At 61.1% G+C, this 12,604-nt stretch carries 11 protein-coding genes and 1 pseudogene; 3 read left to right on the top strand and 9 right to left on the bottom strand.

Annotated features, from left to right (window positions below):
• The first annotated feature begins 3 nt into the window (after positions 1 to 3).
• Positions 4 to 534, top strand: a complete 531-nt coding sequence (locus BCA01S_RS24480; protein ID WP_027779185.1) for an NAD(P)/FAD-dependent oxidoreductase — start codon at positions 4 to 6, stop codon at positions 532 to 534.
• A 69-nt stretch (positions 535 to 603) separates the two neighbouring features.
• Here BCA01S_RS24480 and BCA01S_RS24475 read toward each other — a convergent pair whose 3' ends face one another.
• The 3 genes from BCA01S_RS24475 to BCA01S_RS24465 form a co-directional block, all read right to left on the bottom strand.
• Positions 604 to 1,983 (bottom strand): tripartite tricarboxylate transporter permease, encoded by a 1,380-nt coding sequence (locus BCA01S_RS24475; protein WP_027779184.1) that lies wholly within the window; start codon positions 1,981 to 1,983, stop codon positions 604 to 606.
• Positions 1,983 to 2,483 (bottom strand): hypothetical protein, encoded by a 501-nt coding sequence (locus BCA01S_RS24470; protein WP_027779183.1) that lies wholly within the window; start codon positions 2,481 to 2,483, stop codon positions 1,983 to 1,985. The genes BCA01S_RS24475 and BCA01S_RS24470 overlap by 1 nt, the downstream gene beginning before the upstream one ends.
• Before the next feature lie 360 nt (positions 2,484 to 2,843).
• Positions 2,844 to 4,130, bottom strand: coding sequence for a hydroxymethylglutaryl-CoA reductase, degradative (locus BCA01S_RS24465; RefSeq protein ID WP_027779182.1), 1,287 nt, complete (start codon positions 4,128 to 4,130; stop codon positions 2,844 to 2,846).
• A 161-nt stretch (positions 4,131 to 4,291) separates the two neighbouring features.
• Between BCA01S_RS24465 and BCA01S_RS24460 the strand changes: the two genes are divergently transcribed.
• Positions 4,292 to 5,680 carry an aminotransferase-like domain-containing protein gene (locus BCA01S_RS24460; protein ID WP_027779181.1) on the top strand — a complete coding sequence of 463 codons (1,389 nt, stop codon included), beginning with the start codon at positions 4,292 to 4,294 and terminating at the stop codon, positions 5,678 to 5,680.
• A 25-nt stretch (positions 5,681 to 5,705) separates the two neighbouring features.
• Here BCA01S_RS24460 and BCA01S_RS24455 read toward each other — a convergent pair whose 3' ends face one another.
• The 5 genes from BCA01S_RS24455 to BCA01S_RS24435 form a co-directional block, all read right to left on the bottom strand.
• Positions 5,706 to 6,899, bottom strand: coding sequence for an MFS transporter (locus tag BCA01S_RS24455; protein WP_255218481.1), 1,194 nt, complete (start codon positions 6,897 to 6,899; stop codon positions 5,706 to 5,708).
• An 86-nt stretch (positions 6,900 to 6,985) separates the two neighbouring features.
• Positions 6,986 to 7,429: a DUF3331 domain-containing protein gene (locus tag BCA01S_RS24450; protein ID WP_027779179.1), complete on the bottom strand. Its 444-nt coding sequence runs from the start codon at positions 7,427 to 7,429 to the stop codon at positions 6,986 to 6,988.
• A gap of 116 nt (positions 7,430 to 7,545) precedes the next feature.
• Complete coding sequence (locus BCA01S_RS24445) at positions 7,546 to 7,929, bottom strand: BON domain-containing protein (RefSeq protein WP_027779178.1); 384 nt, start codon at positions 7,927 to 7,929, stop codon at positions 7,546 to 7,548.
• A gap of 340 nt (positions 7,930 to 8,269) precedes the next feature.
• Positions 8,270 to 9,316, bottom strand: coding sequence for a sensor histidine kinase (locus BCA01S_RS24440; RefSeq protein WP_027779177.1), 1,047 nt, complete (start codon positions 9,314 to 9,316; stop codon positions 8,270 to 8,272).
• Positions 9,317 to 9,692: 376 nt separating this feature from the next.
• The gene (locus tag BCA01S_RS24435) at positions 9,693 to 11,111 is read right to left on the bottom strand and encodes an aldehyde dehydrogenase family protein (protein WP_027779176.1); all 1,419 of its coding nucleotides are present in this window, start codon (positions 11,109 to 11,111) and stop codon (positions 9,693 to 9,695) included.
• Positions 11,112 to 11,221: 110 nt separating this feature from the next.
• On the opposite strand from BCA01S_RS24435, the gene BCA01S_RS24430 reads away from it, so the two are divergent.
• A complete protein-coding gene (locus BCA01S_RS24430; RefSeq protein ID WP_027779175.1) occupies positions 11,222 to 12,121 on the top strand; it encodes a LysR family transcriptional regulator in 900 nt (299 codons plus the stop codon).
• 147 nt (positions 12,122 to 12,268) lie between these two features.
• On the opposite strand, the pseudogene BCA01S_RS35210 reads toward BCA01S_RS24430, so the two are convergent.
• Positions 12,269 to 12,604, bottom strand: a pseudogene (locus tag BCA01S_RS35210) (ATP-binding protein); the annotation flags it as partial.

Raw genomic sequence — 12,604 nt, 5'->3', positions numbered from 1 at the left:
GTCGTGCTGATAGGCGGCGGCAATTCGGCGGGTCAAGCGGCGGTATTCCTCGCTTCGCATGCGAGCCGCGTCCATATGTTGATTCGCGGCGACGATCTTGCGAAAAGCATGTCGCGTTACCTGATCGATCGCATCGCGTCGCTTGGCAATATCGTGCTGCATACGAACACGGTCGTATCGGCGGTCACGAGCGATCAGTGGGGACTCGAATCGGTCGTCTGCGATACGCCTGACGGGCCGCATTGTGTCGCCACGCGCCACCTGTTCCTGTTCACCGGCGCCGATCCCAATACACGCTGGCTGCGCGATTGCAGCGTCGAGATCGACGAACGCGGTTTCGTCAAAACGGGCTATACCGCCGGAGTGCGGCCGGAGACGGCCTGTTTCGCTTTGCAGACGAACGTGCCGGGCGTGTTCGCGATCGGCGATGCGCGGGCGGCTTCGGCCAAACGCGTTGCCGCCGCAGTGGGCGACGGCGCGGCGGTTGTCTCTGAAATTCACCAGTTCCTGAACTCTGTTTCGCCTACCGCTTGATGCGCGCCCGGCGCGGCTGACCTGCTGGCGATTCGAAGTCATCGCAGCAGGCGCGCAGCGCGTGTCGTGTTAGAAGAGTTTGATGATTGCGGGCACGCTCAGCACGGCGGCGTAATAGCCCATGAACTGGACGCCCGCATTGAACGCAAACAGACGCGACAGCAGTCCGCCAAACAGCCCGACCGTGAGGATCACGGCAAGCCCCAGCAACTGCCCTTCCCAAAGACCGATCACGACGATCAGCCCGGAGAACGTCGCGATAATCGCCTCGTGACTCAGCTTGCGCGCGACGAAAGAAGCGGCGCGGTGTGCATAGTTCATCGCGAGCGGATAAGCGATCAGCGCGGCCAGCACAATGGACAACAGGCCGAAGACGAGAAACTGCCACGTCGTCATCAGCGTATGAAGGTTGTCGATGTGGCCGGTCGCCGTGTTCACGGTGAAGCGCGGCGGCGCATTGAAGAGCGGCGCAGCAGGACCCGCGGCCACCGGACTGAGCGGCAGTCCGAACGCGATCAGCGGGATCAGCGCTTCCGCAATATAAGTGGCTTCGGTCACGCCGTTACGCACGGCAATGACCGTCGTCAAACGATGGTACGCATGACGGATTCGCGCGCCGACTATCTCTCCCATCAGTACAGTCATCGCGACGGGACTGAACACGAAGGTCGCGCTCGATACCGCCGCCGTCGCGACCGTGTATGCCGTCTGTTGCCGGTCGAGTACTTTCAGCGGATTCGGAAAGTAACCGCTCCAGCCTTTGAGGTCCGGCGCGAGCGCAAAGTTCGACACGTGGTCGCGACGCATGCGTCGCCGTTCGACCGGTGAGAGTATCGAGAACAGATCCGCGATCAGCGGGCCAATGGCAATGCCTAGAAAATAGCTGACACTCAGAGTGACGCCGTGACTGCGCGTGAGCGTTTGCAATCCGACTATCAGCAACACGAACGGAATCAATAGAAGCACCGAGGCCCACCGTCCCGCCGAAAAGTACGCGATGCAAACCGCCGCGAACAGAAACACCCACGGCGCGGCGCGCGTGATCAAACTGCCGAACGGCGCGAGCATGACGGCGAACAGCACGGCGAAAGGCAATGCAACGAATGCTGCCACGATCGCGCCAGAAATCATCTTGCGCAACGCGATATGAGGCACACCAAGCGAGCGCAGCATCGCGGCTTGCTGGAGAAGCGGTGCGGCCATCGTGTCGCCCGGAATGCCCAGCAATGCGGTGGGAATGGCGTGGGTCATGTGCTTGGCAACCGCGCCCGCCATGAAGAAAGTGAACACGCCAGCCGGCGGCACGCCGAGCAATGCGACCAGCAAGGTCAACGGTGCGATCGTGGTCGTTTCGTCGGTGCCGGAAACAAGGCCGATCGCCGCGAATACGACAGCGCCGAGCAGTCCCATCGCCAAGGCCATCGGAAACTGTTGGAGCAGCGAGTCCATCAGCGTTCTCCCTTTACTTGCGCGGCTTGCTCGGATAACTCATATGCGGCGAACAGATCGTAGAGTCCCAACTCTTTTAATTCGGCTGCAGCGTTTGGCGGAAGATCGGCGAGCGATCCGATGCCGCCTCCTTCTTCAGCGAGTTGCTTCAACACATGTTGGCGGTCCGATTCGCCAACCGTGTGGTGGATCACCACGCGCTTTGGCTTGAAGAAGAACGCACTGAGCGCGCCCGCCGCGAGGCATCCGCCCAAGCCGATCAGCATTGCGTAGGCACGCACGATGGCCGCGTCGCTGACAGCGGACGACAGCACAGCCTTGCCCGCCTCGAACGCAGCGACGCTAACTGCCACGCCTAACGCCACCGACCACGCCAGATGGCGGAGATCGACGGTATCGCCCCACACTTCGGCAAGCCTGAAGGCGGACGCGTCGACGTGCGCGCGAATGCCCGACCCGTCGCCGGCGGCCGGCGCTGCACTGGCACTGGATGATTTCAATGTCTGTCTCCTGACCAAGATGTTTTATTCTGGGCGTGCGCCTCGCGACGCCTCATGCACGGCGAGAACCTCGCCGTGGGCCTTCGAGTTGCGGTTGGGTTCCGTCTAATTTAATCAGCGAAGATGTCACGCACGATGAGCGCTGCTCAAGCAAGCGCGGCTCACACGCAACAGTGAAGCTCAGTCATATAGCGGGAAAGTACTCCGCCTGGTTGCGAATCGGCGCACGTTTGCGCGCTCACTATTGGCGCGATGTTCGCGGCGCGCCAGTACAACGGAATAGCCGGTGCCGGCAGAGCGCCGTCTCGCTTTGGGAGGACCTTCGATTGCGGCCCCGGCAAAATCGTATCCGCGCAAATGTCATGCATCTCGCGGACGCTGTAGAACTTCTAATGCGAAGTCGGTGCGGAAGTCCGCCGAACTTATCATTTGCTTGACTACCCAGTCAACATCGTCACCCGTTGCGCCCGCACCCAAAGCGATGTTGCGTGCATGCAAGGTCATATGACCGCGTTGAATGCCCTCTGTTGCGAGCGCGCGCAAAGCACCCATGTTCTGCGCAAGGCCAACGGCGACTGCAATCTCACCGAGTTCCTGTGCCGACTTCACGTCCATGATCTTGAGTGCGAGACGCGCGAGCGGATGCGTTTTCGTTGCGCCGCCGACAAGTCCGACCGGCATCGGCATTTCGATCGTGCCGACGAGGTCGCCGTTTTGCGCCTTTTCCCACGTTGTGAGCGACGTATAACGGCCGCCGCGCGTCGCATACGCATGCGCACCCGCTTCCACTGCGCGCCAGTCATTGCCGGTCGCGACGATCACCGGATCGATGCCGTTCATGATGCCCTTGTTATGCGTCGCCGCGCGATACGGGTCGATCGCGGCGAAGAGATACGCATCGATCACACCGTCGATCACTTCCTCACCGGAATAGTCTTTGGTAGCGAGCGTGTCCGCCGAGTAGCGTACGGAAGCACGCGCGAGCCGCAAGTCGGCGAGATTAGACAGAATGCGCAGACGAACCTTTCCGCCGGATATCTGTTCCACCCGTTCCGCGATGGACTCGGCCATCGTATTGACGGTGTTCGCGCCCATCGCATCGCGCACGTCGACGATCAGATGCGCGACTATCATCGGACCGCGCGGCGTGTCCGGAAACACGTGCACTTCGATGTCGCGACAACCGCCGCCCAAGCCAATGAGTACTTTGTCGCGGCTATTCGCAAGGCCGATCAATTCGTCCTTGTGTTTGAGGATCGCCAATCTCGCGCCATAGGGATCGCTCACGCCGACCACCTGTACCTGTGCGCGCATCAGCGGTCCGGTGCTCGACGTCTGAAAACCGCCGCTTACTCGCGCGAGTTTCGCCATGAACGAAGCCGCCGCGACGATAGACGGCTCTTCTACTGCCATGGGCACGATGACGTCTTTGCCGTTGATCTGGAAGTAGCCAGCCACCGCCATTGGCAATTCGAAAGTACCGATCGCGTTCTCGATCATTCCATTCGCCGTTTCGAGCGGCAACGCGCCGGGCTTTGCCAATTGCGAATATTGCGCGTCATCCAGACCGACCTCTTTGCAGATGTGAGCGAGACGCTCCTGCGGGCTGAGTGAACGGAAATTCGGCAGCGTCGAATCAATAGCCATGTACTGTCCTTGGGGTTACGGTCGCCGCGTTCATTCGTGCTTGCGGCTATGAACTAAAGGATCAATAATAGGCGCACCGTACCCCTTTAAAAGGTACAGTTGGTGCTTACAGTTGCACCGCTGTACCAGTGACACTTTTATATCCCGCCGGAGTCGCGTTAATGAGCTTGCGTAGAAGTGCGAGTCTGTCGAGTTCCATGGCAGACAATCTCGCCAAACAGATTGAAGAAGGCGTGATTCCGGCAGGCGCAAAACTTCCTTCGATCAGGGAATATGCTGATGCGTCCGGTTGTTCGAAGAACACGGTGATCAGCGCATTCGAAATGCTTACCGCAAGCGGACTGATCGAGCCTAGGCGAGGCTCCGGTTTTTATGTCGCGCAAAGAGCAAGAGCCGCTACTGAAACAGAAGAAAGCGGCGTGCTCGATCGCGCGATGGATACCGTCTGGTTAATGCGGGAGCAATTGCAGGTCAAGCCCGACGTTCTCAATCTGGGCGAAGGCTTTCCGCCTATCGAATGGCTCGAAGCGACTCGACTCGATCAGTACCATCAGCGGGTTGTTCGCACTGGTGTCGCGTCGCTGTTTCGCTACGGCAGCCGCTACGGTTATCTGCCGCTGCGCCAATCGCTGCAACAGAAGCTGTCTGGCTATGAGATCGAGGCCGCGCCTTCACAGATTGTTCTCACGCATGGCGCCAACCAGGCCATGGATCTCGTATTGCGTTATTTCGTGCGGTCGGGCGACACCGTACTCGTAGACGACCCTGGCTACTATCCGTTGTTCGGCAAACTGAAATTGAGCGGCGCGAATATCATCGGCGTGCCGCGCGAAGTAGACGGACCGAATCTCGCCGAACTCGAGCGCTGCATGATCGAGCACCGGCCGAAGCTGTTCTTCACGCAATCGGTAGGACATAATCCCACGGCCACCGATACGAGCGCCGCCAAGGCGTATCGCATTCTGCAACTTGCCGAAACACACGACACGGTGATCGTTGAAGACGACGCGTTCGCCGACCTGCGGCCGCGATCATTGACACGTATCGCCACACTCGATCAACTGCGCCGCACCATTTATGTGGGCAGCTTTTCGAAGTCGGTCTCGGCTGCTTTGCGCGTCGGCTTTCTCGCGTGCAACGCGGCGCTCGCGAGCGATCTCGCCGATGTAAAAATGCTCATTCACGTAAGCAGTTCGGAATACAGCGAGCGGACGCTCGCGGCCATTGTCAGCGACGGCCATTTCCTTCGGCATACGAATCAACTTCAGGAAAAATTGAAGCGCGCAACCGCGACGGCAAAAACCGCGCTCAAAAAACTGGGCGCGGAGATCTTCAAGGAAAGCGAGCAAAGCATGTACTTGTGGGCGTCATTGCCCGAATGGAACGACTCGATGAAACTCGCGAAGGCAATGCTGGAGCGCGGCGTGATTCTCGCGCCCGGCGCCGTTTTCTCGCCCGCGTCTGAGCGCGTCTCGGCATACTCGCGGTTCAACGTCGCTTATCTCGCCGACGAGCGGTTCGCCAATGCATTGCGCGCGCTCGCGCCGTAAGCCGGCGCATTCATCGCGCGGCTATTCAAGCCCCAGCAAGCGGCCCAATGCTGAGCCTGTCGTGCTTGTCACGCATGATCGCGAGCATGAGCGCCGCGAGGCCACATGTCGCGATCAGCGCAATCAAAGCGATCTTGCCCAGATGAACCAGCACCCAGCCGCCGATCGCCGGAAAGCCGAACGTGCCGACAAAGTACGCGACGACGAACCAGGTCAACGCGGCCGGGCGGTGCATCGCGGCGGAATCGTTGACCGCCTGCGCCTGAATGGTCGGATAGACGAGACCGTAACCGGCCCCGAGCAACACGGCGCTCGCGGAATGGAACCCCGTGTAGTACGGCACCGCGGACATCGCGGCGATGCCGAGCACCATGATGCCAAGCAACAGTTTCGTCGCGACTGCGCGATTTAGCCGGATCACGACGCGTGTAAGCAGCCAGCGAGCGGCCACGACGGTCACCGCATACAGGCTGAAAAAGGTACCCGCCTGCGCATGCGTGCCTTGCACGAAAGACATCTGAAACGTCATCAAGCCTGAGAAAACGCAGGCGCACAGCGAAATCATCACAATCGGATAAGCCGCACGCGTTCGGCTAATTGCGCCGATCTGGCGCAGCCAGCGCTCCTGCACGGGCGACGCCGACGAATGCGGCGAGATCCGGCCGAATACTTCGAGCATCAGCGCGGCGAGCGCGCACAGACCGCCGACGATATAGAGCACGCTCGTAAGCGGCCAATGCCATGAACGAATGGCGAACGCGGCCGCGGCGGGACATCCTCCGATGCCGGCCATCTGGATCGTGCCGAAACGCATGAACCAGAAACCGCGGTCCGTATCGCTCGTGCGTTCCGCGAGCGCCATCGGCGCAGCAAGACAGAACGCGCCCCAGCCGAATCCCACGAGAAAGCCAGGAAATACGCTGAGACCGCTCATGCGGTCGATCAACGCAAAACCCGCCACGCCCGAACCGATGCACAACGCCGCGAGAGCGGTCGTGCGAGCGGCGCCGATGCGCTGAGCGAACCAGCCCACCAGCGGCACGCCGACGAGCGTGCCAACTGTCGCTTCCGCGAGCGCCAGTCCGGTGTCGAGGTCGTTCCCTCCCATCGAGCGGAAATGCATCGAGAGGAAAAACGTTGCTCCGTACCCGCTCGCTGCGAGCAAGGTGCCGATGAGCACGAAAAAGGCGCTGAATGGGCGCATTGAGAGAATCCGCATGACTGGTTGAACCGAAGCTCGCTTTGCTGCGCTCACGAAGACGCGAGCCGCGAGCCTCGAACCGCGAGCCTCGGCAACCAGTAGTGTCACGTTCCCGCGATTGCCAGGTCGGCGCGATGACCGATCGTCGCGGCAAGAATCATCTGATGGCGGTTCGGCGGCACACGCACTTCGCGTGTGCGCGGACGAAACACCTGGTCGCCGCGGCGGATCGCGCGGCCCGTCAGCGCGCAGACGGCGGCGACGTGAGCGAGACCGCTGCACCAGATCTGTTCGGTGTAGCGGCCGGAGCACGCGTCGCTCCACGAGACGCTGATCGTGCACGCCGACAAGCGCTCGACCACTACGATGCTGGCCGGCCGTCCCACCACGCGGCGATGGTCGTCGGCGGCGGGCGCACATGCGTTGACGCCGCGCTTCTTGAGCTTCACGAACGGTTTTTTCGCGCACGCGTCGAGCTGCTCCGCGGACGGATCGAGCACGTTCAGCAGCGCGCGAACCACGATATGGTCTTTGGAAGGTACGGTCATCGATCCATCTCCATTAGCGTGCGTGGACATAGTGCGAAACGGCCCGAGGCTTGCCGGTGACGACACGTGCGGCGCAGTTGTCCGTTCAGACGCTGCGCCATGTGCCGGTCGGTGTATCAGCCTCCGCCTTGCTCGCGCAGCGTCAGCTTGCTGCTGACCGAGGTCACGCCCGGCACCTTCTTTGCAGCGTTGACGGCGATACCTTCCTGATCCTCGCTTTCGATCTGACCGGACAGCGTTACATGCCCCGTCTTTGCATCGCCGAAAACGGCGATTGTCGACTGTTCAAGACCTTTGGTCTTGAAGATCGCCTTATGGACCGTCTTGGAGAAAGCACGATTAGCTGCTCGAACCGACTTCTTCGTCGGCGCCGGTTTGCTGGTCGCTGCGGTGCTGTCCGACGCGGCCGCCGCCGCGTCCGCCGCGAAGGCCGGCGTGTACGCGAATGCGGCGGCGGCAATCGCGAGGCCGCTGCTCACGACGAGATGTCGAAGTTTCATGATTTGATCCTTTGAAGTATGAGAGAAAATCGTTTGAGTTATCGAACTGTCACTGCAAGAACCATCACTGCAACTACGATGTGCCTGGGCACGTATTGCGTCGAGTGCTTTCTCGACTTTGCTAACCTCGCGCCATGTATCCATTAGAAGCGCGAAATGTATCCCGGATGTGTCGGCCCGGTATCGGAAAGTATCCGGTGACGCACCGTTGGAACGCGTCTCCGAAGAACGTGAGATGTGCGTGTGCGAACCGGGGTTCGCGGTGTACCTGTTCCGGGTGTCGATTAAGTATGCAAGCCCTGCCTGCAGAAACGAAGGGGCGATTTTTATGCCAGGTTATTCAGGCGGTCGCGAGTGGCAAGGTGAGCCGCGCTTCGAGGCCGCCTGCGCAGCGGTTTTCCAGTTGCAGTTCGCCGCGCATTGCGAGCGTTAGACGCCGTGCGATCGCGAGCCCCAGTCCCGAACCCGGCGCACGCGCGGATGTCTCTGGAGACCTGTACCAAGGAGCAAACACCGCGTCCATTTGCGCAGGCAGAATGCCGGGCCCGGAGTCCACTACGGCCAGGACAAGATGGCGAGCTTCGACGCGGACACATAAGCGCGCGTCGCCACCGTACCGGAGCGCATTGTCGATGAGGTTCATCAGCACACGGCGCAGCGCATGCGGACAGGTGACGAGCGGACGCCCCACGCTCCCCTCCAATGCCACAGTGCGCCCGGCTTCGCGGTAATCGCCGACCAGTGTGCCCAGCAAATTGTCCGCATCGACCCGCTGTGTCCGCTCGCCGGCGCTGCATTGCAGCTTCGCGCAAGACACGCTGGCTTCGACCAGTTGGGCCATCTCCGCGAGATCGCGCTGCAATGCGTCGCGTACCGCTGCGTCTTCGAGCAGTTCGCAGCGCATACCCATGCGTGTCAACGGCGTGCGCTGATCGTGCGCATAGGCAGCGAGCACCTGCAGCAGCTCGGCCTGACGACCGGCGCGATGGCGGGCGGCCGCGTTGATCGCACGAGCCAGTCTGGCGAGCGCCGGCGGTCCGTCCTCGGACAACACGGGTTCTGTACCTTCACCGGTGTCTGCTTCGATCGCGGCAGTGAGCTGCCGCAGTCTGCCCCACAGTTCGGCCGCCTTGAGAGTCGCCGCGACGGCAAGGCTTATTCCGACGACGGCCGCTGCGACGAGCGGCAAGCTGGCACCTTTCAGCGATGACCACGCGACCGCTTCCCCCAGATGCGCGCAATAGACACTGAGGCTCGCCAACAGAAGCACCGCGCCCACGCGCCCTGCCCGGCCTCTCAAACGCCGCGGATGTCGAACCGAAGGAGTACGATCCCGCGTCGGCCGTTCGAGCAGCGCGTTACCTGAATGAGTCGGATACGCAATCATCTTCGTTCTCCAGTTGCTCTCGTCCTGTTTGGAAGCGGATGCGCGAATGATAGGTGTTTTGTACCCTTTTAAAAGGCACAGTTACCGACTACAGACAGCTAACTGTACCTGCTACAGTTTGGAAGTTTGCGATGCAGCAGAGATGAACCTGGATGCTGGGAAAATGCCTGTCCGTGAGGCTCGGGCTGTGCTTGCGGACAGGCGTGAGGTAGATATGCAGTGCCGAATGCAGCGCTTTAGCGCGCTCGTTTGTTGCACTGTGTTTCAGAAAGGTTGCGCGACGGCGCGCAGCTGTTCGAGAAGCGGCGACTCCCACACACCGTAACTGCGGAGGCGCCGCGAGGACATGCGGTGTGACCGCAGCTGTTCTGCCTCACTACGCCGAGACGATGGACTTCGGCTCCAGAAATGCCTCCAGGCCAAAGACGCCAAACTCCCGCCCCACTCCGGACTGCTTCAGCCCACCGAACGGCGCGAGAAGTTCGGGCTTGATGCGGTCGATCAGCACCGTGCCTGCTTCCAGTTGCGAAGCGACGCGCTCGGCTCTCCCGGTCTGCGATGAGAACACGTACGCCTGAAGACCGTAGACCGAGTCGTTCGCGATCCGGATGGCGTCGTCCTCGTTTTCGTACTCCAGAATCGACAACACTGGACCGAAGATTTCTTCACGCGCGATGTCCATGTCGTTGCGTACGCCCGCGAACACCGTCGGGTTTACGAAATAGCCCTTGTCGAGTCCTGCGGGCCGGCCCTCGCCTCCCGTCACCAGCAGAGCGCCTTGCTCGATCCCTCGGCGGATGAAATGCCGCACGCGATCGTACTGAGCACGGTTGACGAGCGGCCCCACGGCGGTGGATGGATCGCGCGGATCGCCTACGCGCATGGTTGCGACCGCTGCCTTCACCTTTTCGATTGCCTCGTCGAGGCGCGATCGCGGAACCAGAAGCCGTGTACCGGCCACGCACGCCTGGCCGTTGTTCATGAAGGCGGCGTTCAACGCGAGCGGAATTGCACTGTTGAGGTCTGCGTCGTCCAGTAAGACGGAGGCGGATTTGCCGGTTAGCGACAGACTGACTCGCTTCATCGTCTCGAGCCCGGCGCGGGCGATGAGCTTGCCGGTCGGCGTCGAGCCGGTGAACGAAATCTTCGCTACGCCGGGATTGGTGCAGATTTCGTCGCCGACGTCCGCGCCCCGCCCAAGCAGAATATTGAAGACACCCGGGGGCAAGCCGGCGTCGTGCAGCGCTTCGGCGACCACCATAGTCTGGATGGGACTCAACTCACTAGGCTTGATGACCGAGGCGCAGCCGGCCGCGATCGCCGACGCCAGCTTGCTGCAAATCGTGCCGGCCGTGCTGTTCCAGGGCGCGATAAGGCCCGCCACGCCCACCGGCGCCATGAACACGGTGGCGTCTCCCACACGGCGTGTCAGCGGGTAATCGTCGAGCGCTTTCGCTGTATTGGCGAAGCACTGCGACGCGTATTCACTGACCCATTGAGCGCGCGCGACAGGACCGCCGTATTCGTCGATCGTGGCGTCACGGATCCGCTCGGTACTTGCAAGAACCGCGGTCTGCAATCTCATCAGCATGTCGATGCGCTCGGCCTTGCTGGTGCGAGCGAGCGTCTGCTGAGCGCGTTGAGCGGCTGCGATTGCGCGCCTGGCGTCGTCACGGTTAGCCAGCGTTGCGACGCCGATGACCTGCTCCGTCGATGGGTTGGTCGTCTCAATGACTTCGCCACCGTGCACGGGGACGAACATTCCGTCTATGTATGCCTTGTCGATGTTCCACATATTGATTCCCCAAAAGCGCCGGCGGTTGCCGGGATACAGACAGTCTGGGGGCGACTCATTGATTTGATAATATGGTGAGTCAGGGATGACTTATCGCGGAAACCAGAACAATGAACAGAAGCGGTTTGACCGAACTCGAGGTTGTGCTGGCGGTGGCGAGACGGCGAGGCTTCCGATCGGCCGCAGTTGATCTGGACATGTCCACATCGGCCGTGAGTAACGCCGTGGCGGGCCTGGAGGCAAGGCTGGGCGTGCGTCTGTTTCACCGTACTACGCGAAGCGTCTCCCTGACAGAGGCCGGTCAGCGCTTCGTGGATCAGATCAGACCTGCGGTGACCCACATCCAGGATGCAATGGCAGCGGTGAGCGAGAGCGAGGGCAAGCTGACGGGAACCATTCGGATCAACAGTTCTCTTGGCGCGGCGCTCATGACGTTCCAGCCCGTTATGGTCGGATTTCTGCACCGCCATCCTGGCATCACCATCGATCTCGTTACCGAAGGACGGATGGTGGACATCATCGCGGAAGGGTTCGACGCCGGGCTGCGCTCGAGTTCGCGCGTTCCGGGCGACATGATCCGTGTGCCTATAACAGCCGATACGCCTGTGGCCATAGTGGGATCGGCTGATTATTTCGTCAGGCATCCTAAGCCTATGACGCCGGCTGATCTACTGCAGCATTCGTGCATTCGCGCCCGGCTGCCAAGCGGGGTGCCCTCGCCTTGGGAATTCGACCGGGGAACCGAGAAGTTCAACATGGACGTGCCGGGCACATTGGTACTCGATGCGCCCATTCTGATGCGCGAGGCCGTACGACAAGGCGTGGGGCTGGCGCAGCTTGCCGAGTGGTATGTGGCGGACGACCTGGCCGAAGGCCGTCTTGAGCGCGTGCTTGATGAATGGGTGAGACCCGTGCCGGGCTTATGCCTCTACTATTCCGGTCACCGGCATCTGCCACCGGCGCTGCGTGCGCTTATTGACTTTATTCATGAGGTTAGCGATTTCAAATAGGTTGCGAACCACTTGTTTTGGGAGGATGGGTGGGGTTTTTGTGGGCCTTGGTGCAGCGTGATCGCTTCTCTTTGGTCGCTTGCCAATGCCGCGCGTAATTTCCCCCGAAGTATCGAGGTAAAAATCCCCACCCTATGCAATCGGTGATCAACCGGAATCGCGATCCGCAGAACTCCGTTCTGGACGGCCGGGCCGTCGACGAATGGGTTCGGCAGGAACCTGGTTAAGCGAACCTGGACGGTTACGTAAATGCTCCGGCAGCAGGTCGGTCGGCGTGCTCGCGCAGTCGATATGACGAACCCTCGATGTGCACTCCGACCGCGTGATGCAGCAGGCGGTCGAGCAGCGCGGCAGCTACCGCGGTGTCGCCGAACACCTCGCCCCATTCACCGAAGCTGCGGTTTGACGTCAGGATGATTGCGCATCGCTCATAGCAGGCGTTGATGAGCAGGAAGAACAGGTTGCCGCCGTTCAGGCCAACAG

Origin of the sequence: Paraburkholderia caledonica NBRC 102488 (assembly GCF_000685095.1) — a bacterium.
In the GTDB taxonomy this organism is placed as follows: domain Bacteria; phylum Pseudomonadota; class Gammaproteobacteria; order Burkholderiales; family Burkholderiaceae; genus Paraburkholderia; species Paraburkholderia caledonica.
This window is presented reverse-complemented; position numbering and strand designations above follow the sequence as displayed.

Bases quoted from the DNA above. Each gene is read 5' to 3' on its own strand.
- BCA01S_RS24435 (WP_027779176.1), bottom strand. From the start codon at position 11,111: ATGTGGAACATCGACAAGGCATACATAGACGGAATGTTCGTCCCCGTG.
- BCA01S_RS24475 (WP_027779184.1), bottom strand. From the start codon at position 1,983: ATGGACTCGCTGCTCCAACAGTTTCCGATGGCCTTGGCGATGGGACTG.
- BCA01S_RS24455 (WP_255218481.1), bottom strand. From the start codon at position 6,899: ATGCGGATTCTCTCAATGCGCCCATTCAGCGCCTTTTTCGTGCTCATC.
- BCA01S_RS24440 (WP_027779177.1), bottom strand. From the start codon at position 9,316: ATGATTGCGTATCCGACTCATTCAGGTAACGCGCTGCTCGAACGGCCG.
- BCA01S_RS24450 (WP_027779179.1), bottom strand. From the start codon at position 7,429: ATGACCGTACCTTCCAAAGACCATATCGTGGTTCGCGCGCTGCTGAAC.
- BCA01S_RS24465 (WP_027779182.1), bottom strand. From the start codon at position 4,130: ATGGCTATTGATTCGACGCTGCCGAATTTCCGTTCACTCAGCCCGCAG.
- BCA01S_RS24460 (WP_027779181.1), top strand. From the start codon at position 4,292: ATGAGCTTGCGTAGAAGTGCGAGTCTGTCGAGTTCCATGGCAGACAAT.
- BCA01S_RS24445 (WP_027779178.1), bottom strand. From the start codon at position 7,929: ATGAAACTTCGACATCTCGTCGTGAGCAGCGGCCTCGCGATTGCCGCC.
- BCA01S_RS24430 (WP_027779175.1), top strand. From the start codon at position 11,222: ATGAACAGAAGCGGTTTGACCGAACTCGAGGTTGTGCTGGCGGTGGCG.